Consider the following 23,681-nt stretch of genomic DNA (forward strand, 5'->3'; position numbering starts at 1 on the left):
ATCGTGAACACCGTGTTGTGCGGCGCCGTAGTGCTGGATACTGCGGGCAGCCGCCCCCGGTGACCGGTACCGGACGCGGTGAGCTGGAGGGGACGGTTCGCGTGAGCGAGATACCAGCGAAGGCCACGGAGTCGAAGGACCCGTCGGACGGCGCGAGGACGGAGGCCGCGGAGGATGCCGTACAGGTCCGTCCCGGCGAGGTGCCGTCCGGTGACGCCATGTGGCAGAGCAGCCCGCCCGGTTCGATCTACGACTACATCAAGGTGGCGTCCTTCTCCATAGGCCCCGACGGGCTGGTCGACCAGTGGAGCCTGCGTGCCGAGCAGCTCTTCGGCATCCCCGCCGGGCGTGCGGTCGGCATGGACCCCATCGAGGCGTTCATCGACCCTGACCTGCACGAGCAGGGCCAGCGCAAGATGGCCGAGATCCTGGACGGACGCGAGTGGACCGGGGTGGTCCCCTTCCGCACGCCTCCCACGGCCGACACCGAGCACGCCCGCGAGGGCCTCGCCGAGGTCTACGTGATGCCGACGCGGACCGAGGAGGGCGAGCGGGCCGCCGTCTGCATCGTCGTCGACGTGCGCACGCTCCGGAGCATCGAGACCGACCTGGCCGCCTCGCAGGCGATTTTCGGTCAATCTCCCTTCGGCTTCGTGCTGATCGACCCCGACCTGCGGGTTCGCCGGGTCAACTACCGGTTCGCCTCCCTGTTCGGCGGCACGCCGGACGACCACCGCGGCAAGGGCGTCCACGACTACCTGCCCCGCCCCGAGGCCGAGCGGGTCTCGGCGACCCTGCGCCGGGTCCTGGAGACCGGCGACTCCATCACGGACATGCACGTCACCGGCTTCCTGCCGGGTTCCGACGAGCGTCGGCACTGGTCCATCAACCTGTACCGGGTGCGCAGCGGATCCGGCCGGCCCATCGGCATCGCCTGGCTGGGAACCGACATCACGGCCCGTCGCGCCGCCGCCCGTGAGGCCGCCGCCGCGCGGCGCAATCTCGCCCTTCTGAACGAGGCGGGCGCCCGCATAGGCAACTCCCTCGACCTGGAGACCACGGCCCGCGAACTCCTCGACGTCGTCGTCCCCGGCTTCTGCGACCTGGCCACCGTCGATCTCTACCAGGGTCTCCTGGCCGGCGACGAGACCCCGCCCGGCCTCGCCGACGGCAGCGCCGAACTGCGCCGCGTCGCCTTCGCCAGCGCGGTCTCCGACGGCCCCTTCCTCGGCTCCGGTGCCCCCGTCCCGGTCGGCGCGGTCCACCACTACCCGTTCAACTCGCCGTGCGCCGACGCCCTGCGCACCGCCCGCCCGCTGTACGTCCCGGCCGAGGAGGGCGGCCTGGTGCAGTCCACGCTCGCCGTGCCGATGGTCGCCCACGACACCGTCGTAGGCCTCGCGCAGTTCGCGCGGACGAAGGGCAGCGAGCCGTTCGGGGACCGGGACCGGGACCTGGCGGTGGAGCTGGCGGCGCGGGCCGCGGTCTGTATCGACAACGCGCGCCTGTACCGGCGGGAGCACGAACGGGCGCTGATACTGCAACGGTCCCTGCTGCCGCCCGGCGACCCGGTCGCCTCCGGCCTCGACATCGCCTGCCGCTACCTGCCCGGCAACTCCTCCGCGGACCGGCCCAGCGAGGTCGGCGGCGACTGGTTCGACGTCATAGAACTGCCGGGTCACCGCACCGCGTTGGTGGTCGGCGACGTGATGGGCCGCGGCCTGCGCGCGGCGGTGGCGATGGGCGAACTGCGGTCCGCCGTGCGGACGCTGGCCCTGCTGGACCTCGAACCGGCCGAAGTCCTCTCCGCGTTGGACGAGATCGCCCGCGGCCTCGGCGCGCCCGGCGGTGTCCAGCAGGCCACCCGCGCGGCCCGCCGCCCCCGTGAGGCGGACCTGTCCGAGGTGTACCTCGCGACCTGCGTCTACGCCGTCTACGACTCGGTGACCAGGCGCTGCACCTTCGCCAACGCGGGCCATCTGCCCCCTGTGCTGGTCGAACCCGGCGAGGACGCGCTGATGCTCGACGTGCCGCCCGGGATGCCGCTCGGCGTCGGCGGCGAGCCCTTCGAGGAGGTCGAGGTCGAACTACCCGAAGGTGCCCTGCTCGCGCTCTACACGGATGGACTGGTCGAAAGCCGCGATCACCCCCTCGACGAGGGCCTCCAGGCGTTCGTCGGTGCGCTGACCGACCCCTCCGCGCCCCTGGAGGACGTCTGCGACCACGTCCTCGCCACCCTCGACAGCCACCACGGCGAGGACGACATCGCGCTCCTGATGGCACGTGTCCAGGGCCTGCCCACCGACTCCGTCGGCGACTGGACGCTGCCGCGCGAGCCGCGCAGCGTGGGCCGGGCCCGGGAGTACGCCCGCGCCCGGCTGCTCAGCTGGGATCTGGAGCCCCTGGTCGACACCACGGAACTCCTGGTCAGCGAACTCGTCACCAACGCCCTGCGGTACGGCGAGGGAGAAATCCGGCTGCGTCTCCTCCTCGACCGGACCCTGGTCTGCGAGGTCTGGGACTCCGGGCTCGTCCAGCCCCGCCGCCGGCGCGCCCGCGACACCGACGAGGGCGGCCGCGGTCTGCAACTCGTCGGCCTGCTCAGCGCGGCCTGGGGCTCCCGCCGGACCCCGCGCGGCAAGACGGTGTGGTTCGAACTCCCGCTGCCGGACGGGGAGAACGGCATGGTGGATCCGGCGGAAGCCCTGCTGAGCCTGTTCTAGGCGGTGTCGCCGTCCGGCTCGTGTCCGCGCAGTCGTACGTCCTGTTCCGCGAGGTCACGGGCCTCGCGGGCGAGGTCGTCGACGCGCGGCAGGTCCTCGGTCCGTCGTGCCTCCGCCAGCAGGACGCGAGGCGCGGCACCGACCGCCTCCCGGTGCACGGCCACATGGTCCTGAGCCGAGGCCACGGACTCCCGCGCGACCAGCAGCGCGGCCACCGCCAGCACCCCGGACCGGCCGTCCGTGAGGGGCGCGGTCGCGTGCACGATCCGACGCAGCACGCCCAGCGGGTCGTACGGCCGTCCGGACGTCGTCTCCTGTCGTACGGCGGCCAGGACCGCGTCGGCGTGCACGAGCCGGGCGTCCGTCGCGCCCTGGCGCCGGGCACGGTCGCGGACGGGGGCCAGTTCCGCCTCCGCGGCCGTGAGGGCGGGCGGGATCAGCCGGGTGGCCTCGGTGCGGGTCGAGCGCAGCCGGGCCACGGCCGACACCAGCACGTCCGCCCGGCAGATCGCGGTCTCCGCCGCGCGGAGCGGGTGGACCGCCTCGTCGAGCCGGTCGGCGGCGATGGCCTGGTGGGTCTCGCCCAGGTGGACGGTGGCGGTGACCAGGCTGTCCTTGGCCAGTTCGACGTATCCGGTGACGGAGCCGTCCACGGGCGCGGTGTCCGCCTCCGCCGCGCGGGCGGTCAGTTCGCGGAAGCGGGTCTCGGCAAGCGACAGGGCGGTGTGCGGGTCCCGGTCCAGCGCCCGTAGCGTGCGCAGGCTCTCCGTGCCCTCCGTCAACCGCCGCTCGGCCTCCTCGCACCGGCCCACGACTCCCGCGAGCGCGGCCGCCTCCTCGGGTACGCCCTCGTCGTAGCGTCGCCGGATCGCGCACGCGGCCCCGAGTTCGGCCTCCGCGGCCTCGGCCACCCGGACGAACTGGACCACCGCCTCGTGCCCGAACGCCGCTTCGGCGAAGGAGAGTTCCTCGCGGAAGGCGTACAGGTGGTTGTCGGCTTCGACGAGCGCGGCGCGGGAGCGGTCGTCCAGGCCGGCCGGCGCGGGCGGGACCGCGGGGGAGGGGTACGCGCCGACGTGGGTCGTACCGGGGGCCGCCGGTGTCGTACGACTACGGGTGCGGCGGATCCGGCGGAGCGAGGCGTAGGCGGCGAAGGCCACCACCACGACGAGGGCGGCGACCGGCAGGACGAGGTCGCCGGCGGAGGAACCCTCCTCGGCCGCCGCGGCGCTCGTCCGCGCGCCGGCAACCGGAGGCTCGTCGTCAACCGTCACCCACGGCAACACCAGCCACGCGACTCCGGCCACCACACCCAGCAAGGCGTGCGCCACCCGCACGGATATGTGCGAGCGGCTGCGCCGGGGACGGCCGCGCATCAGGGAGGGCGTCACATTTCGGAGCGTATGGGCGGGAAAGCGGGGGCGCGAGCGGGGTGGGCCTGAGGGGGGGGTGGGCCTGACGGGGATGGCTGATCGCCCGGGGCCCGGACTCGAGGGCGTACGAGGAGGATCGGGTCCGGCAGGTCGCCGCCGGTGGTGCCGCACTCTGCCGCCGTGCGTCCGCGGCATCGCCGTGGCTGGTCGCGCAGTTCCCCGCGCCCCTTCGGGGCGCGGGATGTCGGGGCTGCGCTGTCGGTCTCCCTGGGCCTCGTGGCGGGGCTCCCGCGCTACGAAGACCTCCTCCTGATCTTCGACCCCAGCCACACCAGCGGGTCGTACTTGCGATCGACCGCGCGTTCCTTCAAGGGGATCAGGGCGTTGTCCGTGATCTTGATGCCCTCGGGGCAGACTTCCGTGCAGCACTTGGTGATGTTGCAGTAGCCGAGGCCGTGTTCGTCCTGGGCCGTCTTCTTGCGGTCCAGGCCCGACTCCTCGGCCGCGTCCAGCGGGTGCATGTCCAGCTCCGCCACCCGCATGAGGAACCGGGGTCCCGCGAACGCCGGCTTGTTCTCCTCGTGGTCACGGACGACATGGCAGGTGTCCTGGCACAGGAAGCACTCGATGCACTTGCGGAACTCCTGCGAGCGGTCCACGTCCTCCTGCATCATCCGGTACTCACCGGGACCGAGCTCCGGCGGTGGGACGAACGCCGGGACCTCGCGCGCCTTCTGGTAGTTGAAGCCGACGTCGGTGACCAGGTCCCGCACGACCGGGAAGGCGCGCAGGGGAGTGACGGTGATCGTCTCCTCCGGGGTGAAGACCGACATGCGCGTCATGCACATCAACCGCGGCCGCCCGTTGATCTCCGCCGAGCACGAACCGCACTTGCCCGCCTTGCAGTTCCAGCGGACCGCGAGATCGGGCGCCTGGGTGGCCTGGAGGCGGTGGATGATGTCGAGGACCACCTCGCCGTCGTTGACGTCGACCTTGAAGTCCTCCAGGTCACCGCCCTTGACGTCACCCCGCCACACCTTGAAGTGGGCCGTGTAGCCGCTCATTCGTACAGCTCCTCTTCGGCGAGGTACTTGACCAGCTCCTCCTTCTCGAAGAGGGCGAGCAGGTCGGCGCGGATGGGGTCGGTGGTCTCACGGGTCAGGTCGATCTGGCCGCGGACCGGGTCCGTGGCCGCCAACCCGCCCGTCGGGTCGGTCAGTCGGCAGATCAGATTCACCCGGCGCCACTCGCGCTCCATCGTCGGATGGTCCTCGCGGGTGTGCCCGCCCCGCGACTCCGTCCGCTCCAGCGCCGCCCGCGCCACGCACTCGCTGACCAGCAGCATGTTGCGCAGGTCCAGCGCGAGGTGCCAGCCCGGGTTGAACTGCCGGTGCCCCTCGACCCCGGCCCGCCGGGCCCGCACCCGAAGCTCCGCGAGCTTCTCCAGGGCCTGCTCCATCTCGCCCTCCCGGCGGATGATGCCGACCAGGTCGTTCATGGCCTGCTGGAGCTCTTGGTGCAGGGTGTACGGGTTCTCCGGAGGGCCGGTGTCGGGTTCGACGCCCTCCGCCGAGAACGGCCGCAGCGCCTCCGCGGCCGCCGCGTCCACCTGCACCTCGTCCACCGGCGGCCGGTCCGCCGCGAGGCCGGTCGCGTACTCCGCCGCGTGCCAGCCCGCCCGGCGCCCGAACACCAGCAGGTCCGACAGGGAGTTGCCGCCCAGCCGGTTGGAGCCGTGCATCCCGCCCGCGACCTCACCGGCCGCGAACAGCCCCTGCACCCCGCGCGCCGCCGCCGTGTCCGAGTCGACCGCGATCCCGCCCATCACGTAGTGACAGGTCGGTCCGACCTCCATTGCCTCGGCGGTGATGTCGACGTCCGCGAGCTCCTTGAACTGGTGGTACATCGAGGGGAGCCGGCGGCGGATGACCTCCGCGGGCATCCGCGTGGACACGTCCAGGAAGACCCCGCCGTGCGGCGAGCCCCGGCCTGCCTTCACCTCGGCGTTGATGGCCCGCGCCACCTCGTCGCGCGGCAACAGCTCAGGCGGACGGCGGTTGTTGTCCGGGTCCTCGTACCAGCGGTCGCCCTCCTCCTCCGACTCGGCGTACTTCTCCTTGAAGACGTCCGGGACGTAGTCGAACATGAACCGCTCGCCCTCGGAGTTGCGCAGCACCCCGCCGTCGCCGCGGACGGACTCCGTGACGAGGATGCCCTTCACCGACGGCGGCCAGACCATGCCGGTCGGATGGAACTGCACGAACTCCATGTTCAGCAGGGGTGCTCCGGCCAGCAGCGCCAGCGCGTGGCCGTCGCCCGTGTACTCCCACGAGTTCGACGTCACCTTGAAGGACTTGCCGATGCCACCGGTGGCGATCACCACGGACGGGGCTTCCAGGACGAAGAAACGGCCCGTCTCACGGTCGTAGGCGAAGACCCCGCTCACCCGCGACCCGTCCTTCAACACCCGTGTGACCGTGCACTCCTGATAGACCTTCAGACGCGACTCGTAGTCGCCGGTCTCCTTCTTGTCCTCCTGCTGGAGGGACACGATCTTCTGCTGGAGCGTGCGGATCAGTTCGAGGCCGGTGCGGTCGCCGACGTGGGCGAGGCGCGGGTACTCGTGGCCGCCGAAGTTGCGCTGGGAGATCCGGCCGTCCTTGGTGCGGTCGAACAGGGCGCCCCAGGTCTCCAGCTCCCAGACCCGGTCCGGAGCCTCCTGGGCGTGCAGTTCGGCCATCCGCCACTGGTTGAGGAACTTGCCGCCGCGCATGGTGTCGCGGAAGTGGACCTGCCAGTTGTCGTGCGAGTTGGCGTTGCCCATGCTGGCCGCGATGCCGCCCTCGGCCATCACCGTGTGCGCCTTGCCGAACAGCGACTTGCAGATCACGGCCGTACGGGCACCGCGCTCGCGGGCCTCGATGGCGGCCCGCAGTCCGGCTCCTCCGGCGCCGACCACTACGACGTCCCATTCCTGCCGGTCGACCACGGACATCAGAAGGCACCTCCCTCTCTAGAAGAACCGCGGATCGTCGAAGGCACCGGACGCGAGCAGATAGACGTAGAAGTCGGCGAGCGCCACGCTGACCAGCGACGCCCAGGCCAGCTGCATGTGGCGGGCGTTCAGCCGGCCGACGAACTGCCAGGCCCTGTAGCGCACGGGATGCTTGGAGAAGTGCCTGAGCTTGCCGCCCACGATGTGCCGGCAGGAGTGGCAGGAGACGGTGTACGCCCAGATCAGCACGATGTTGACCAGGAAGACCACGGTCCCGAGGCCCATGTGCCCCCACTCGTAGTTCTCGTCGCGGAACGAGAGCACGGTGTCGTAGGTCAGGATCCCGGCGACCACGATCGCGGCGTAGAAGAAGTACCGGTGGATGTTCTGGAGGATCAGCGGGAAGCGGGTCTCGCCGGTGTACTTCTTGTGCGGCTCGGCCACCGCGCAGGCCGGCGGGGACGCCCAGAAGCCCCGGTAGTAGGCCTTGCGGTAGTAGTAGCAGGTCAGGCGGAAGCCGAGCGGGAAGATCAGGATGATGATCGCGGGGGAGATGCCCCACCAGCTGCCGAACAGCTCCCAGTTGGGGCCGTGCCGCATGGGCTCGCAGCGCTCGGCGAGACAGGGGGAGTAGAACGGCGAGACGTACGGGGCCGCGTAGTAGTCCGTGTCCGCGAAGGCCCGCCAGGTCGAGTAGACGATGAAGGCGAGCAGCCCGGCCGCGGTGGCCGCCGGCGCCAGCCACCAGCGGTCGGTGCGCAGGTGCGGGGCGTCGATCGCGGCGCGTGTGCCGGTGCGCACGCCGCCGCGCACGGGATGGGGTTCGGTGTCGGGGGGTTCCGTACCAGTGGCCAACGCTTGACTCCGGTCGGGTTCAGGGGGCCCTGCGGTCGCGGGCACCGAGGCCCTCGTCGTCCGAGTCCGTCCACAGGGCGTTGTCGTAGGGGGTGTCGGAGATGGAGACGAGATCCGGGCGGCGCGCCTTGGCGAGCGCCGGGTCGGTCTCCCTCAGCAGCGCGAGGCTCTCGCGCAGACGGTCGGCGTCGATCCGGACGCGGCGCATCTCCAGACCGCCGCTGCCCAGCTGCTGCTCCAGCCGCTTGACATACCGGAGCACTTCGTCGAGAGCGCGCTGGGCCGATGCCAGTTCGTCGTTCACGGACATGACGTGACCTCACTTCCGTGGGCGGGGTTGCCCTGCACGGGAACGGTCATGCGCCTGCGAGTGTTGCGCGTCACACCTGCCGGTGTGAAGGGACGTGCACCGATTGGCGGATCGTGCGCCTGAGTGCGCGCCCCTCGCGCGCCGTCGATTGCGCCGCACGGGTGGGCTTCCCGGTTCCTGTCGCCGTGTCGCCGTCCGTTGCCGAACCCTTTCCTCTTCAGTGGCCGCATAGATGTGATCAGCTCCATATACCGCCAAAAGTGATCATAACGCCCGCGGCTCCCGGAGGTAAGCAGAGATGTCCAACGACGGCGTCGGACTGCGCGCGGTCATGCGCTCGGTCGCCTTCCTCACCGCGGGAGCCCTCGCGGTGCCCGCCCTCGCCGGGTGCAGTTCCGAGGACACGGCGAGCAAGCCGCTCGCGGAACAGGACATCGCGCCCGCGGCCCGCGACCAGGTCGCCGACGGCGGCACCCTGCACTGGGCCGTGGACGCCCTGCCGGAGACCCTGAACACCTTCCAGGCGGACGCGAACGCGACCACCACCACCGTCGCCCAGGCGGTCCTGCCGTCGATGTACCGGCTCGACGCGAACGGGCGGCCGCAGGTCAACCCCGACTACCTGGAGTCGGCGAAGGTCGTGGAGACCGAGCCCAAGCAGGTCGTGCTGTACAAGCTGAACCAGCAGGCGGTGTGGAGCGACGGCCGCGAGATCGGCGCCGCCGACTTCGCCGCCCAGTGGCGCGCCCTGTCCGGCAAGGACTCCGCGTACTGGACCGCCCGCAACGCCGGCTACGAGCGCATCGAGAAGATCGAGCGCGGCGCCAACGACCTGGAGGTCCGGGTCACCTTCGCACGGCCGTACGCCGACTGGCGCTCACTGTTCTCGCCGCTGTACCCGAAGGACGTCATGGGCACCCCGGACTCCTTCAACGACTCCGCCCGCAAGAAGCTCAAGGTCACCGCCGGTCCGTTCCGGCTCAAGAAGGTCGACCGCAAGGACGGCGAGGTCACCCTCGCCCGCAGCGAGCGCTGGTGGGGGCACCCCGCCAAGCTGGACGAGATCGTGCTGACGGCCGTCCCGCGCGACGAGCGGACCGGGGCACTGGCCGCCGGCGACGTGGACCTCGCCGAGATCGACCCCGAGTCCCTCGGCCGCATCACCCTCGCCGCCCGCGCGGGCGCGAAGACCGGCAGCACCCCCCTGGCCGGTCCGGGCGGTCTGTCCGCCCACGGCTCCGGCAGCAACCTCGGGGCCGCGGCCGCCCTGCGCTCCTGGGCCGTGGCCCACGAGGACGGCGAGGAGGCCGCCGACGACGAGGCCGGCGCCGGCAAGAAGAAGCGCGAGGCTGCTCTCGCCTACGAGCGGCAGCAGACCGCCCTCAAGGGCTTCGAGGTCCGCAGGTCCCTGGAACCCGCCTACACCCAGCTCGCCCTCAACGGCGCCTCGGGTCCGCTCGCCGACGAGCGGGTCCGCCGGGCCGTGGCCCGCGCCCTCGACCGCAAGGCGCTCGCCAAGGCCGTCCTCACCCCGCTCGGACTGCCCGCCGAACCCGTCGGCAGCCACCTCGCGCTCTCCGGCCAGGACGCCTACGCCGACAACAGCGGCGCGCTCGGCGGTCAGGACACCGAGGGGGCGGAGGCGCTGCTGGCCGACGCCGGCTGGGTGCACGGCGGACCGGTGAAGAAGGAGAACGGGGAGAAGGCGGAGGAGGGGGAGAAGGCGGACAAGGGGGAGAAGGCCGCCGGGGCCGAGGGCGAGAAGTCCGGCGGCACGTCGGAGAAGGAGTCCGAGAAGAAGTCGGAGAAGTCCCGCAAGAAGTCCGACAAGGAGTCGGAGAAGTCGGAGAAGTCGAAGAAGGAGTCCCGCGAGAAGTCCGACAACGAGGACCCGGCCGACGACGACTCGGCGGATTCCGAGGACGACAAGGGCGACAAGGGCGACGACAAGCAGTACGCGAACAAGCTCGCGCAGGGCGGCGCACCGGCCGGGGCCTACGCCCCCAAGGGCACCCCCGCCCCGGCCGCCGCGGCGACGAAGGTGCTGGCCAAGAACGGCAAGGCGCTGGCGCTGCGGTTCGTGCTGCCGTCGGGCCCGGGGTCCGAGACCCTGCGGACCGTGGCCGGCCGGATCTCCTCGATGCTCGCGAAGGTCGGCATCCGCACCGAGATCTCCAAGGTGTCCGACGAGAGCTACTTCAAGGACCACATCGCGTCCGGACAGTACGACCTGGCGCTGTACTCGTGGCCCGCCTCCGCGTTCCCCGCGACCGACGCCCGGCCCATCTTCGCCAAGCCGGTGCCCGCCGCCGACGGGTCGCTGAACGTGGAGCAGAACTACACCCGGGTCGGCACCGACCAGGTGGACCAGCTCTTCGACGAGGCCGTCACCACCCTGGACGCCTCGGAGAGCCGGAGCCTGATCCGCAAGGCCGACTCCCGGATCTGGGCGGCCGCGGGGTCCATCCCGCTCTATCAGCGGCCGCAGCTGACCGCCGCGAGGAAGAACCTGGTGAACGCGGGTGCGTTCGGGTTCCAGACGCCGGTCTACGAGGACATGGGCTTCCTGAGGAAGGGCGCGAAGCCCGCGTCCGGACCGTCCGGGAACTGAGCCCGGCGAGCCCCGACCCGGCGGGCACCGTACGATGGGGTGAGGCCGTGGCGTGTTCAGCCCGGCAGGGTCCGCGTAACACAGACGTACGCGTCGGCCTTCCTCACACTCCAGGAGTACGCCTTCATGGCCACGCGCCACGACATCCGCAACGTAGCCATCGTCGCCCACGTCGACCACGGCAAGACGACCATCGTCGACGGAATGCTGAAGCAGGCCGGTGCCTTCGCCGCCCACCAGCTCGAAGGCGTCGACGACCGCATGATGGACTCGAACGACCTGGAGCGTGAGAAGGGCATCACGATCCTCGCCAAGAACACGGCGGTGAAGTACCACCCCAAGGACGGGGGGGACGTCATCACCATCAACATCATCGACACCCCCGGTCACGCCGACTTCGGCGGCGAGGTCGAGCGCGGTCTGTCGATGGTGGACGGTGTCGTCCTCCTCGTCGACGCCTCCGAGGGCCCGCTCCCGCAGACCCGCTTCGTGCTGCGCAAGGCCCTCCAGCAGCGGCTGCCCGTCATCCTGTGCATCAACAAGACGGACCGCCCGGACTCCCGTATCGACGAGGTCGTCAACGAGACCTACGACCTCTTCCTCGACCTGGACGCGGACGAGGAGCAGATCGAGTTCCCGATCGTCTACGCCTGCGGCCGTGACGGCATCGCCTCGCTGACCAAGCCGGAGAACGGCACGGTCCCGGCGGACTCCACCAGCCTGGAGCCGTTCTTCTCCACGATCCTCCAGCACATCCCGGCCCCCACGTACGACGAGGAGGCCCCGCTCCAGGCGCACGTCACCAACCTGGACGCCGACAACTTCCTCGGCCGTATCGCGCTGCTCCGCGTCGAGCAGGGCGAGCTGCGCAAGGGCCAGACGGTCGCGTGGATCAAGCGGGACGGCTCCATCAGCAACGTCCGCATCTCCGAGCTGCTGATGACCGAGGCGCTCACCCGCAAGCCCGCCGAGGTGGCCGGCCCGGGTGACATCTGTGCCGTCGCCGGTATCTCCGACATCATGATCGGCGAGACCCTCGCTGACCCCGAGAACCCGATCCCGCTGCCGCTGATCACGGTCGACGAGCCCGCGATCTCCATGACCATCGGCACCAACACCTCGCCGCTGGTCGGCCGTGGCGGCACCGGCAAGGGTGCCGACAACAAGGCGGCCGTCAAGGACCGCAAGGTCACCGCCCGCCAGGTGAAGGACCGCCTGGACCGCGAGCTGGTCGGCAACGTCTCGCTGCGCGTCCTGGAGACCGAGCGTCCGGACGCCTGGGAGGTCCAGGGCCGTGGTGAGCTCGCGCTCGCCATCCTGGTCGAGCAGATGCGCCGCGAGGGCTTCGAGCTGACCATCGGCAAGCCGCAGGTCGTCACCAAGGACGTCGACGGCAAGGTCTACGAGCCCGTCGAGCGCATGACGATCGACGTGCCCGAGGAGCACATGGGCGCGGTCACGCAGCTCATGGGCGTCCGCAAGGGCCGGATGGACAACATGTCGAACCACGGCTCCGGCTGGGTGCGCATGGAGTTCGTGGTGCCGTCCCGCGGCCTCATCGGCTTCCGGACCGAGTTCCTGACGCAGACCCGCGGCACCGGCATCGGGCACTCCATCCACGAGGGCTTCGAGCCCTGGTTCGGCACGCTCCAGACCCGTAACAACGGCTCCCTGGTCGCCGACCGCGCCGGCGCCGTCACCGCCTTCGCGATGACGAACCTCCAGGAGCGCGGTGTGCTCTTCGTGGAGCCCGGCACCGAGGTGTACGAGGGCATGATCGTCGGCGAGAACTCCCGCTCCGACGACATGGACGTCAACATCACCAAGGAGAAGAAGCTCACCAACATGCGGTCGTCCACGGCCGACGTGTCCGAGTCGATCGTCCCGCCGCGCAAGCTCTCCCTGGAGCAGTCCCTGGAGTTCTGCCGCGACGACGAGTGCGTCGAGGTGACCCCGGAGGCTGTCCGCATCCGCAAGGTCAACCTGGACGCCCGCGAGCGCGCCCGCGCCGCGAGCCGCGCCAAGCACGGCTGATCCGAACGCAGCTGAGCCCGGTTCTCCGAGTGACGGGGAACCGGGCCTTCGGCGTGCCGTGGAAGCGGGTGCCGGAACGAGGGTAAGAGGCCTGTCCGTGACCTGTGCGATACCGTCCGGTAATCGGTAATCAGCCCATCGTGTTTCGGACATGTGAACAGAAATCCATTGCGGTATGTCCGTTTTGACGGTCTGTCGGTTCACGTGTCAAGCGCGACCAGGTGTCAATCTTTGCAATTTTTCCTCAAAATATGGCCGGTAGGGAGATCCCTATGCCTTCCGCCCTTGACGCGCGTTGAACACTTTGGCGAAAGTTCCCCCAAACCACAGAACCTGCCGGTATCTGTGCTGCGCTCAACTCTCCAACCCCCCGGGGGAAGTACACACATGACCAGTCCAGTCGCCTTGGACCCCGAGCTCGAGTCGAACGCCGAGCCTGTCAAGGCCGAGCAGAAGCTCGAGGGTCGTTCTCCCGGCCAGTTGATGTGGCAGCGCTTCAAGCGTGACCGTACCGGGGTCGTCTGCGCCGTGGTAGTGATTTTGTACTTCGTGATCGCGCTGGCCGCGCCGCTGCTGACCAAGATCAGCGGGACCGACCCGTACACGCTGTACGGACAGGACCCGACCTACGCGGACAAGCCGATCCTGGACCAGTTCGGTCTGCCGCTCGGCTACTTCGGCGGTGTCTCGGGCTCCCACTGGTTCGGTGTGGAGCCGCAGTACGGCCGTGACCTGTTCGCCATGCTCGTGTACGGCATGCGGACGTCGCTGTTCATGGCCCTCGGTGTGACCGTCCTGCTGATGGCCACCGGTGTCGTCATCGGCCTCATCGGCGGCTACTTCGGCGGCCGCACGGACTACTGGATCGGCCGGGTCACGGACTTCTTCCTGTCCTTCCCGCAGCAGCTGTTCTTCATCGCCTTCATGCCCGTGGTCACCGCGTTCTTCGTCGACCCGCGGGAGGCTACCCCCACGTACTTCCGCGCACTGGCGATGCTGATCGTGCTGTGGCTGCTGGGCTGGATGGGTATGGCGCGTCTGGTCCGTTCGACCGTGCTGTCCCTGCGCGAGCGGGAGTTCGTCGAGGCCGCCAAGGTCTCCGGTGCCTCCCCGTGGCGGATCGTCCGCAAGGAGATCCTGCCGAACGTGGTGACGCCGATCCTGGTGCAGTTCACGTACTCGCTGCCCAGCACCATCCTCACCATCGCCTTCCTCTCGTTCGCCGGTGTCGGGTTCGTCGAGCCGACTCCGGACTGGGGACGACTGTTCGCCGCCGCTGCCAACTACACCGAGCAGGACCCGGCGTTCCTCTTCTTCCCCGGCCTGGCGCTGGTGATCTTCGTTCTGGCCTTCAACCTCCTCGGAGACTCGGTCCGGGACGCTTTCGACCCCAAGTCCGGGCGGTAACTCGTCCATTGGTGGGGGGTGACTGCCGCCCCCGCGTCGGCCTACCAGCCGCGTCAGGCAGTACTCATGGATAACAACCGACAGGTAGGTAATCGCCTCATGAAGCCCATCAGCTCGCGCAGAGCGCGTGCAATCGTCGTCGCCCTCGCGGCCGGTTCCCTGGCTCTCACGGCCTGCTCCAAGAACGATGGCGGCGACTCCGGCGCCGACTCGAAGAAGGACCAGAAGGAGGCCTCCGTCCAGTCGAAGGCGGTCACCTACGCCGACGCCGCGGGCTCGACGGGTCCGGCGGCTGAGGTTCCCGGCGCCAAGCCCGGCGGCACGATCAACGTCTACCAGGAGGCGGGCCTCTCGCACCTGGACCCGGGCCAGATCTACGTCTCCGACGCGGGCCAGGTCGCCAACCTGCTCTTCCGTCGTCTGACGCAGTTCAAGGAGGACGACAAGGGCAACGTCTCGGTCGTCGGCGACCTCGCCACCGACTCGGGCAAGGCCTCGGACGGCGGCAAGACCTGGACCTTCACGCTGAAGGACGGCGTCAAGGACCAGAACGGCAACGCCATCACGTCCGCCGACATCCGCCACACCGTCGAGCGCCAGTACGCGAAGTTCATCTTCGACGGCCCGACCTACCTGCAGACCTGGCTGAGCGGCGCGGACTACCGCAAGGCCCTGCCGAACGGCGGCTTCGACGGCAAGCACCTGCCGGACAGCGTGCTGGCCACCCCGGACGACAAGACGGTGGTCTTCCACTTCGACACCGCGCGCCCGGACCTGCCGCAGACCCTGGCCATGGCCGGCTACGCCGTTGTCCCGGCCAAGGGCGACACCAAGGAGAAGTACGACAAGGCCCCGGTCGCCACGGGCCCGTACAAGATCGTCTCCAACAAGGTCGGCAAGGAACTCGTCCTCGCGAAGAACACCAACTGGGACCCGAAGACCGACTCGGTCCGTCACCAGTACGCGAACGGCTTCGACTTCCAGTTCGGCATCACCGAGTCGACCCAGACCAAGCGTCTGATCGCCGACCAGGGCGAGGACAAGAACGCCATCCAGCTCACGGGCGGCGTCGAGGCCACGCAGATCCAGGACGTCATCGGCAACGCGGCCGTCAGCAAGCGCACGGTCAAGGGCTACCAGCCCTACGTCATGCAGCTGACCTTCAACCTGGACCGCGTCAAGGACCTCAAGGTCCGCCAGGCCATCACCTACGCGGTCAACTCCAAGTCGCTCATCGCCGGTGAGGGCGGTGCCTACGGCGGCGACGTGGCGCCGAACTACTTCGCCCCGACCCTGCCGGGCTACGAGGCGACGTACGACCCGTACGGCCGTCTGAAGATGCCGCAGGGCAACATCGCGAAGGCCAAGGAGATCCTCAAGGGTGTCCCGGCCGCCGAGAAGAAGGTCGTCTTCGCCTACTCCAACAGCGAGGCCGGTCAGAAGCGCAAGGTCGCCATCGAGGACGCCCTGACCAAGGTCGGCTTCAACGTGGTGTCCAAGGAGGTCGACTCCGCGAGCTACTACGAGCAGATCGGCAAGCTCAACAACCCGTACGACCTGTACATCACGGGTTGGGGCCAGGACTGGCCGTCCGCGGGCACGGTGATCACGCCCATCTACGACGGCACCCAGGTCGCCGACGGTTCCTCGAACTACTCGCACGTCAAGGACCCGAAGGTCGACGCCCTCATCAAGAAGGCGCTGACCCAGGACCCGACCGCCGCTGCCGCCACCTGGAAGGAAGCCCAGCACTACCTGCTGGAGAAGGTCCTCCCGGCCGCGCCGCTCTGGTACACCAAGCAGTTCCAGCTCTCCGGTTCGAACATCGGCGGTGCCCGCTACGGCTCGGTGTCCAGCCTCATCGACATCAACCGTCTGTTCGTGAAGTCGTAACTCTCTACGGCTGATCGCGGGGGTGCGCACCAGGCGGAGCGCACCCCCGCACCTCCGTGAAACCTCCCACCGTCTCCGCAGAGAGCAGCCCTCCCGCCATGTTTCAGTTCATCATCCGGCGCACAGTCGGTGCCCTCGTCACCCTGATCCTCATCGGCGCCGCCACGTTCTTCCTGTTCGTCGCCGCGCCCTCCGACTACGCCTCACTGGCCTGTGGCAAGGACTGCTCGCCCGCGAGACTCGAGGACATCCGTCAGGCGCTGGGCCTCAACCTGCCGATCCACCAGCAGTTCTGGGACTTCATGTCCGGCATCGTCATGGGCCGTGACTTCCCGACCGGACACTGCAGCGCGCCCTGCCTCGGCCAGTCGTTCTACTCGGGCGACATGGTCTGGTCCACGATCATGGACCGCTTCCCGACGACCCTCACGCTCACTGTCGGCGGCGCGGTCGTCTTCGTCATCGTCGGCATCGGCGCCGGCATGATCGCCGCCTACCGGCGCGGCACCATGGTCGACAAGGTCGCCACCAGTGTCTCCATGGTGCTCAGTTCGTTCCAGATCTACGTGCTCGGCCCGCTCGTCCTGCTGATCTTCGTCTACAGCACGGGCTGGATGGACAACCCGGCCTACCACCCGATCACGGACGACCCGTGGAAGTGGTTCACCGGTCTGCTGCTGCCGGTGCTGGTGATGTCCACCATCTTCACCGCGCAGTACACGCGTATGGCGCGTTCCTCGATGATCGAGCAGCTCGCCGAGGAGCACGTCCGCACCGCCCGCGCCAAGGGCATGTCGAACCGGTACGTGTTCTTCCGCTACGCCTGGCGCGGTTCGATGATCCCGATCGTCACCGTCCTCGGCATCGACATCAGCTCGATGCTCGGCGGCGCCGTGGTCACCGAGCTGACCTTCTCCCTCCAGGGGATCGGCCGTCTCGCCGTGGACGGCGCGGTCCACAAGGACCTGCCGCTCACCATGGGTGTCATGCTGTTCGGTGCCTTCTTCATCCTGATCGTCAACATCCTCACCGACATCGCGTACGCCTACATCGACCCGCGCGTCCGGCTCTCCTAGGAAGAACGAACCACCGTGACCACACTGACCAAGACCGAGGACGCGCCGGCCCCGACCGGTCCGGAGAGCTTCCTCTCGGTGCGTGATCTGAAGGTGCAGTTCTCCACCGAGGACGGCATCGTCAAGGCGGTCGACGGCCTCTCCTTCGACGTCGAGCGCGGCAAGACCCTGGGCATCGTCGGCGAGTCCGGCTCCGGGAAGTCCGTCACCAACCTGACGATCCTGGGCCTGCACAACCCCCGCACCAGCACCGTCGACGGCGAGATCGTCCTCGACGGCAAGGAACTCGTCACGGCCACCGAGCGGGAGCTGGAGCAGCTCCGCGGCAACAAGATGGCGATGATCTTCCAGGACCCGCTGACCGCGCTGTCGCCGTTCTACACGGTGGGCCGCCAGCTGTCCGAGCCGTTCATGAAGCACCGCGGCGCCTCCAAGAAGGAGGCCAAGGACCGGGCCATCCAGCTGCTGGAGAAGGTCGGCATCCCGCAGCCCAAGGCGCGCTTCGACGACTACCCCCACCAGTTCTCCGGCGGTATGCGCCAGCGCGCGATGATCGCCATGGCGCTGATGTGCGACCCCGAGCTGCTGATCGCCGACGAGCCGACCACCGCGCTGGACGTCACCGTGCAGGCCCAGATCCTGGACCTGCTCAAGGACCTCCAGCAGGAGTTCGGCTCCGCGATCATCTTCATCACGCACGACCTCGGCGTCATCTCCAACATGGCCGACGACCTGCTGGTGATGTACGCCGGCCGGGCCGTCGAGCGCGGTTCCGTCCGCGAGGTCCTCGGCGCGCCGAAGCACCCCTACACCTGGGGCCTGCTGAGCTCGATGCCCCGCCTGGACGGCGACATCAACGAGGCGCTGGAGCCGATCCCCGGTTCGCCGCCCTCGCTGCTCAACCCGCCCTCCGGCTGCCCGTTCCACCCGCGGTGCGCCTTCAAGGACGAGGTGCCGGGCACGCTGTGCACCGACTCCCGTCCGCCGCTGGGCGAGGGCCGCGCCTCCGCGTGCCACCTGACGGCCGAGCAGAAGCAGACCATCTTCATCGACAAGATCCAGCCCCGGCTGCGCTAGGGAGATCCGAGACATGAGCGACAACCTCACCCTCCCCGCCCAGCAGGGTTCCGCCGGCACCTCGACCGAGCCACTCCTCAAGGTCGAGGGCCTGACGAAGCACTTCCCGATCTACGGCGGCTTCCCGATCAAACGCAAGGTCGGCGCCGTGCAGGCCGTCGACGGGGTCGACCTCACGGTCGGCGTCGGCGAGAGCGTCGGCCTGGTCGGCGAGTCCGGCTGCGGCAAGTCGACGACGGGCCGGCTGATCACACGGCTCCTGGAGCCCACGGACGGCAAGATCACGTACGCCGGTCAGGACATCACGCACGCCTCGCGCCGCCAGCTGGCGCCGGTGCGGTCCGAGATCCAGATGATCTTCCAGGACCCGTACTCCTCGCTGAACCCGCGGCAGACCGTCGGCTCGATCATCAAGTCGCCGATGGAGGTCAACGGGATCGAGCCGGAGGGCGGCCAGGAGAAGAAGGTCCGCGAGCTCCTGGAGCTGGTCGGCCTCAACCCCGAGCACTACAACCGCTTCCCGCACGAGTTCTCCGGCGGTCAGCGTCAGCGCATCGGCGTGGCCCGCGCGCTGGCCCTCCAGCCGAAGCTGATCGTGGCGGACGAGCCGGTCTCCGCGCTGGACGTGTCGATCCAGGCGCAGGTCGTCAACCTGCTGAAGAAGGTCCAGGACGAGCTGGGCATCGCGTTCCTGTTCATCGCCCACGACCTGGCCGTCGTACGGCACTTCTCGCAGCGGGTCGCGGTCATGTACCTCGGCAAGGTGGTCGAGGTCGGCGACCGGGAGTCGATCTACAACCGTCCCCGGCACCCGTACACGCACGCCCTGCTGTCCGCGGTGCCGGAGGTCGACATCGACGGCACGGGTCCGAACCGGGAGCGGATCCGGCTCTCCGGTGACGTGCCCTCGCCGATCCTGCCGCCGTCCGGCTGCCGCTTCCGCACGCGGTGCTGGAAGGCGCAGGACAAGTGCGCCACGGACGAGCCGCCGCTGGTCCAGATCTCCGGCAACAAGGCCGGCCACCTCACGGCCTGCCACTTCCCGGAGGACCCGACCACCGAGGCCCGCGACGAGGACGTCGTGATGGACCCGGCGCTGCTCGCCCTGGAGGACGCGGCGGAGTCGGACACGGTGCCGACGAAGGACTGACGCGCCCGGCAACTCCGGCGACGGCCGGGGGCGGAGACATGGGTCTCTGCTCCCGGCCGTCGGTGTTTGTGACGGGGGTGCCGGCCGGGGGCCGAGGTGGTCGCGGTGACGGGGTGACGCCTGGGCTGACGGGGGCGGGGTCCGGGTGTGCCGACCTCTGCCTTCGCGGCAGCTGGGTCCGTCAGCCACGTCGGCCTGGCGGCCCCCGGCCGTGCCGTGCCCCGGCCCTCTCACGCTGCACCCCGCCATGCCACGCATCAGCCCCCTCACGCGGCGCCCCGCCATGCCACGCACCACCCCCACGCAGCGCCCCCGCATGACGGCGCCCGCTCCCCAGCACCCCGGTGTCCCCGGCCCCCTGACCCATCGTCTCCTCGCTCCCGTCACCGTCCTCGATGCGCCGGCCACTCTCCTCACGCCCACCCCCCAAAGGCCTACTCAGGCGTGCGGAATGTCGTTCATGATCCGATATTGGCCGGTAACGGATCATCTTGAGGAGGCACTCCATGCGTGGAGGCACGCACGCCAAATGGGCCGCATGCGCGGCGGCGGTAGCGCTCGCGGCGACGGCCTGTGGGGGCGGGGACAGCGGCGGCGGCAGCGGCAGCAGCGACGGCGGCGCGGTGCTCAGCTCCTCCTGGGGCGACCCGCAGAACCCGCTGGAGCCGGCCAACACCAACGAGGTGCAGGGCGGCAAGGTCCTCGACATGATCTTCCGCAGCCTGAAGAAGTACAACCCGGAGACGGGCAAGGCCGAGGACATGCTCGCCGAGAAGATCGACACGACCGACTCGCAGAACTTCACCATCACCGTCAAGGACGGCTGGACCTTCAGCAACGGCGAGAAGGTCACCGCCAAGTCCTTCGTGGACGCCTGGAACTACGGGGCCTCTCTCAAGAACAACCAGAAGAACGCCTACTTCTTCGGCTACATCGACGGCTACGACAAGACCCACCCCGAGGACGGCAGCAAGCAGACCGCCGACACCCTCTCCGGCCTGAAGGTCACCGGCACCAACACCTTCACCGTCAAGCTCAACCAGAAGTTCTCGACCTTCCCCGACACCCTCGGCTACCCCGCCTACGCCCCGCTCCCGCAGGCCTTCTTCACCGACCACGCCGGCTGGGTGAAGAAGCCGATCGGCAACGGGCCGTACACCATCGAGTCGTACACCAAGGGCTCCCAGATGGCCCTGAAGAAGTGGGACGGCTACAAAGGCCCCGACAAGGCCCAGAACGGCGGCGTGACCCTCAAGGTCTACACCGACAACAACACCGCCTACACCGACCTGATGGCCGGCAACCTCGACCTGGTCGACGACGTCCCCGCGGCCCAGCTCAAGAACGTCAAGAGCGACCTCGGCGACCGCTACATCAACACTCCCGCCGGCATCATCCAGACCCTCGCCTTCCCGTTCTACGACAAGAACTGGAACAAGCCCGGCATGGAGAAGGTCCGCACCGGGCTCTCCCGGGCCATCAACCGCGACCAGATCACCCAGACCATCTTCCAGAAGACCCGTACCCCCGCCACCGACTGGACCTCGCCGGTCCTCGGCAAGGAGGGCGGCTTCAAGGAAGGCCTGTGCGGGGACGCCTGCGACTACGACCCGGCCGCGGCCAAGAAGCTCATCAAGGAGGGCGGCGGGCTCCCCGGCGGCCAGGTCAAGATCACGTACAACGCGGACACCGGCTCCCACAAGGAGTGGGTCGACGCGGTCTGCAACTCCATCAACAACGCGCTCGGCAACGACAAGGCCTGCGTCGGCAACCCGGTCGGCACCTTCGCCGACTTCCGCAGCCAGATCACCGCGAAGAAGATGAGCGGCCCCTTCCGGGCGGGCTGGCAGATGGACTACCCGCTCATCCAGAACTTCCTCCAGCCGCTCTACTACACCAACGCCTCCTCCAACGACGGCAAGTGGACCAACAAGGACTTCGACAAGCTCGTCAACGAGGCCAACGCCGAGACCGACACCGCCAAGGCCGTCGAGAAGTTCCAGCAGGCGGAGGGCGTCGTACGGGACAACATGGCCGCCATCCCGCTCTGGTACCAGAACGGCAGCGCGGGCTACTCCGAGCGGCTCTCCAACGTGAAGCTCAACCCGTTCAGCGTGCCCGTCTACAACGAGATCAAGGTCGGCTGAGCCCGCCATGGGACGGTACGTCGTCCGGCGTCTGCTCCAGATGATCCCGGTGTTCATCGGGTCGACCCTGCTGATCTTCCTCATGGTGAACGTGATGGGCGACCCCATCGCGGGCCTGTGCGGCGACAAGCAGTGCGACGCGGCGACGTCCGCCCAGCTCAAGAAGGAGTTCGGCCTCGACAAGCCGGTCTGGCAGCAGTACCTGACCTACATGGGGCACGTCTTCACCGGCGACTTCGGCACCGCTTTCAACGGCCAGAAGGTCACCGAGCTGATGGCGACGGCGTTCCCGGTGACCATCCGGCTCACCATCGTCGCGATCCTCTTCGAGATCGTCATCGGCATCACGCTGGGGGTGATCACCGGCCTGCGCCGCGGACGGCCGGTGGACACCTCGGTGCTGCTGCTCACCCTCGTCGTGATCTCCGTCCCCACCTTCGTCACCGGCCTGCTGCTCCAGCTGCTGCTCGGTGTCGAGTGGGGCTGGATCAAGCCGTCGGTGTCCACGGACGCCACGTTCGGCGAGCTGATCGTGCCCGGTCTGGTCCTCGCCTCGGTGTCGCTGGCGTACGTGACCCGGCTGACCCGCACCTCGATCGCCGAGAACCGCCGCTCCGACTACGTCCGCACGGCCGTGGCGAAGGGCCTGCCCAGACAGCGCGTCATCGTGCGGCACCTGCTGCGCAACTCGCTCATCCCGGTGGTCACCTTCATCGGCACCGACATCGGCGCCCTGATGGGCGGCGCGATCGTCACCGAGCGCATCTTCAACATCCATGGCGTCGGCTACCAGCTCTACCAGGGCATCCTGCGCCAGAACACCCAGACCGTGGTCGGCTTCGTGACCGTCCTCGTCCTGGTGTTCCTGGTGGCCAACCTGCTCGTCGATCTGCTGTACGCCGTCCTCGACCCCAGGATCCGCTATGCCTGAGCCCCAGCAACCAGAGGGAGCGATCGCCGGGACCGGTATGGGCGGGGCGATGGACCTGGCGGTGAGCGAGGCGACCACCCTGGAGGCGGGCCGCCCGGACGGCTCGGGCCCTGCGGGCAAGCCGCGCTCCCTGTGGTCCGACGCCTGGCGCGACCTGCGCCGCAACCCCGTCTTCATCATCTCCGGCCTGGTGATCCTCTTCCTGGTCGTCATCTCCCTGTGGCCGTCGCTGATCGCGTCCGGCAACCCCCTCAAGTGCGACCTCGCCAAGGCCCAGGAGGGATCCCAGCCGGGCCATCCCTTCGGCTTCGACGGCCAGGGCTGCGACGTCTACACGCGCACGGTGTACGGCGCCCGTACGTCGGTGACGGTCGGCGTCTGCGCCACGCTCGGGGTGGCCCTGCTCGGCTCGGCCCTCGGCGGCCTCGCGGGCTTCTTCGGGGGGTTCTGGGACTCGCTCCTGTCCCGCCTCACCGACATCTTCTTCGCGATCCCGGTGGTCCTCGGCGGCCTGGTCCTGCTGTCGGTGGTCACCAGCAGCACGGTGTGGCCGGTGATCGGCTTCATGGTGCTGCTGGGCTGGCCGCAGATCTCCCGCATCGCGCGCGGCTCGGTCATCACGGCCAAGCAGAACGACTACGTCCAGGCGGCCAGGGCGCTGGGCGCCTCCAACTCCCGGCTCCTGCTGCGGCACATCACCCCGAACGCGGTGGCCCCGGTGATCGTCGTGGCGACCATCGCGCTCGGCACGTACATCTCGCTGGAGGCCACGCTGTCCTACCTCGGCGTGGGCCTGAAGCCGCCCACGGTCAGCTGGGGCATCGACATCTCCGCCGCCTCCGCCTACATCCGCAACGCCCCGCACATGCTCCTGTGGCCGGCCGGGGCCCTGGCGATCACCGTCCTCGCCTTCATCATGCTCGGCGACGCGGTCCGCGACGCCCTCGACCCGAAGCTGAGGTGAGAGGGCGTGGCGAGGGGCGCGGAGGACCGACGGCGCCGATCCTTTTCCACCCACAGGGCGGCTCGGCGTTCCCCCGCAGTCCGTCCCCGTGCCACCGGCGGTCAACGGCGTTGCCGTCGGTCGTGTCGCACCTCC

The 23,681-nt window shown here is 69.3% G+C and carries 16 protein-coding genes; 11 read left to right on the forward strand and 5 right to left on the reverse strand.

The annotated features are described in order from the left end of the window. Positions 1 to 101 precede the first annotated feature (101 nt). Positions 102 to 2,723, forward strand: coding sequence for a SpoIIE family protein phosphatase (locus AQJ54_RS03245; RefSeq protein ID WP_062233714.1), 2,622 nt, complete (start codon positions 102 to 104; stop codon positions 2,721 to 2,723). Here AQJ54_RS03245 and AQJ54_RS03250 read toward each other — a convergent pair. From AQJ54_RS03250 to AQJ54_RS03270, 5 genes are all read right to left on the reverse strand, one after another. After that, on the reverse strand, positions 2,720 to 4,114 hold the full coding sequence (locus AQJ54_RS03250; RefSeq protein WP_248845290.1) for a hypothetical protein: 1,395 nt from the start codon (positions 4,112 to 4,114) through the stop codon (positions 2,720 to 2,722). The two genes, AQJ54_RS03245 and AQJ54_RS03250, sit on opposite strands and share 4 nt — an antisense overlap. A gap of 275 nt (positions 4,115 to 4,389) precedes the next feature. Then, positions 4,390 to 5,160 carry a succinate dehydrogenase/fumarate reductase iron-sulfur subunit gene (locus tag AQJ54_RS03255; protein ID WP_062233717.1) on the reverse strand — a complete coding sequence of 257 codons (771 nt, stop codon included), beginning with the start codon at positions 5,158 to 5,160 and terminating at the stop codon, positions 4,390 to 4,392. Then, positions 5,157 to 7,091, reverse strand: coding sequence for a fumarate reductase/succinate dehydrogenase flavoprotein subunit (locus AQJ54_RS03260; protein ID WP_062233720.1), 1,935 nt, complete (start codon positions 7,089 to 7,091; stop codon positions 5,157 to 5,159). Before AQJ54_RS03260 ends, AQJ54_RS03255 begins: the two co-directional genes overlap by 4 nt. An 18-nt stretch (positions 7,092 to 7,109) precedes the next feature. Continuing rightward, complete coding sequence (locus AQJ54_RS03265; protein ID WP_062233723.1) at positions 7,110 to 7,946, reverse strand: hypothetical protein; 837 nt, start codon at positions 7,944 to 7,946, stop codon at positions 7,110 to 7,112. A gap of 19 nt (positions 7,947 to 7,965) precedes the next feature. Then, the gene (locus tag AQJ54_RS03270) at positions 7,966 to 8,256 is read right to left on the reverse strand and encodes a hypothetical protein (RefSeq protein WP_020136803.1); all 291 of its coding nucleotides are present in this window, start codon (positions 8,254 to 8,256) and stop codon (positions 7,966 to 7,968) included. 298 nt (positions 8,257 to 8,554) lie between these two features. Between AQJ54_RS03270 and AQJ54_RS03275 the strand changes: the two genes are divergently transcribed. From AQJ54_RS03275 to AQJ54_RS03320, 10 genes are all read left to right on the forward strand, one after another. After that, complete coding sequence (locus AQJ54_RS03275; protein WP_062233726.1) at positions 8,555 to 10,867, forward strand: ABC transporter family substrate-binding protein; 2,313 nt, start codon at positions 8,555 to 8,557, stop codon at positions 10,865 to 10,867. Positions 10,868 to 10,993: 126 nt separating this feature from the next. Then, the gene (typA, locus tag AQJ54_RS03280) at positions 10,994 to 12,901 is read left to right on the forward strand and encodes a translational GTPase TypA (protein WP_062233729.1); all 1,908 of its coding nucleotides are present in this window, start codon (positions 10,994 to 10,996) and stop codon (positions 12,899 to 12,901) included. 387 nt (positions 12,902 to 13,288) lie between these two features. Beyond that, entirely contained in the window at positions 13,289 to 14,308 is a 1,020-nt protein-coding gene (locus AQJ54_RS03285; protein WP_062023965.1) for an ABC transporter permease, read from the forward strand. A gap of 99 nt (positions 14,309 to 14,407) precedes the next feature. Then, entirely contained in the window at positions 14,408 to 16,201 is a 1,794-nt protein-coding gene (locus AQJ54_RS03290) for an ABC transporter substrate-binding protein (protein WP_062023966.1), read from the forward strand. 98 nt (positions 16,202 to 16,299) lie between these two features. Next, on the forward strand, positions 16,300 to 17,277 hold the full coding sequence (locus tag AQJ54_RS03295; protein WP_062023968.1) for an ABC transporter permease: 978 nt from the start codon (positions 16,300 to 16,302) through the stop codon (positions 17,275 to 17,277). Positions 17,278 to 17,292: 15 nt separating this feature from the next. Beyond that, positions 17,293 to 18,354 (forward strand): ABC transporter ATP-binding protein, encoded by a 1,062-nt coding sequence (locus AQJ54_RS03300; protein ID WP_062023969.1) that lies wholly within the window; start codon positions 17,293 to 17,295, stop codon positions 18,352 to 18,354. A 13-nt stretch (positions 18,355 to 18,367) separates the two neighbouring features. Continuing rightward, positions 18,368 to 19,504 (forward strand): ABC transporter ATP-binding protein, encoded by a 1,137-nt coding sequence (locus tag AQJ54_RS03305; RefSeq protein WP_062023970.1) that lies wholly within the window; start codon positions 18,368 to 18,370, stop codon positions 19,502 to 19,504. A 506-nt stretch (positions 19,505 to 20,010) separates the two neighbouring features. Next, positions 20,011 to 21,651 carry a peptide ABC transporter substrate-binding protein gene (locus AQJ54_RS03310; RefSeq protein ID WP_062233732.1) on the forward strand — a complete coding sequence of 547 codons (1,641 nt, stop codon included), beginning with the start codon at positions 20,011 to 20,013 and terminating at the stop codon, positions 21,649 to 21,651. Between the two features lie 7 nt (positions 21,652 to 21,658). After that, positions 21,659 to 22,582 (forward strand): ABC transporter permease, encoded by a 924-nt coding sequence (locus tag AQJ54_RS03315; RefSeq protein ID WP_062023972.1) that lies wholly within the window; start codon positions 21,659 to 21,661, stop codon positions 22,580 to 22,582. Beyond that, on the forward strand, positions 22,575 to 23,546 hold the full coding sequence (locus tag AQJ54_RS03320) for an ABC transporter permease (protein WP_062233735.1): 972 nt from the start codon (positions 22,575 to 22,577) through the stop codon (positions 23,544 to 23,546). The genes AQJ54_RS03315 and AQJ54_RS03320 overlap by 8 nt, the downstream gene beginning before the upstream one ends. The last annotated feature ends 135 nt before the right edge of the window (positions 23,547 to 23,681 follow it).

Origin of the sequence: Streptomyces griseorubiginosus, from assembly GCF_001514195.1 — a bacterium.
Taxonomy (GTDB): Bacteria; Actinomycetota; Actinomycetes; order Streptomycetales; family Streptomycetaceae; genus Streptomyces; species Streptomyces griseorubiginosus.

Coding starts and splice junctions, on each gene's coding strand:
- AQJ54_RS03310 (WP_062233732.1), top strand. CDS start 20,011: ATGCGTGGAGGCACGCACGCCAAATGGGCCGCATGCGCGGCGGCGGTA.
- AQJ54_RS03255 (WP_062233717.1), bottom strand. CDS start 5,160: ATGAGCGGCTACACGGCCCACTTCAAGGTGTGGCGGGGTGACGTCAAG.
- AQJ54_RS03320 (WP_062233735.1), top strand. CDS start 22,575: ATGCCTGAGCCCCAGCAACCAGAGGGAGCGATCGCCGGGACCGGTATG.
- AQJ54_RS03290 (WP_062023966.1), top strand. CDS start 14,408: ATGAAGCCCATCAGCTCGCGCAGAGCGCGTGCAATCGTCGTCGCCCTC.
- AQJ54_RS03315 (WP_062023972.1), top strand. CDS start 21,659: ATGGGACGGTACGTCGTCCGGCGTCTGCTCCAGATGATCCCGGTGTTC.
- AQJ54_RS03285 (WP_062023965.1), top strand. CDS start 13,289: ATGACCAGTCCAGTCGCCTTGGACCCCGAGCTCGAGTCGAACGCCGAG.
- typA (WP_062233729.1), top strand. CDS start 10,994: ATGGCCACGCGCCACGACATCCGCAACGTAGCCATCGTCGCCCACGTC.
- AQJ54_RS03305 (WP_062023970.1), top strand. CDS start 18,368: ATGAGCGACAACCTCACCCTCCCCGCCCAGCAGGGTTCCGCCGGCACC.
- AQJ54_RS03260 (WP_062233720.1), bottom strand. CDS start 7,091: ATGTCCGTGGTCGACCGGCAGGAATGGGACGTCGTAGTGGTCGGCGCC.
- AQJ54_RS03295 (WP_062023968.1), top strand. CDS start 16,300: ATGTTTCAGTTCATCATCCGGCGCACAGTCGGTGCCCTCGTCACCCTG.
- AQJ54_RS03275 (WP_062233726.1), top strand. CDS start 8,555: ATGTCCAACGACGGCGTCGGACTGCGCGCGGTCATGCGCTCGGTCGCC.
- AQJ54_RS03270 (WP_020136803.1), bottom strand. CDS start 8,256: ATGTCCGTGAACGACGAACTGGCATCGGCCCAGCGCGCTCTCGACGAA.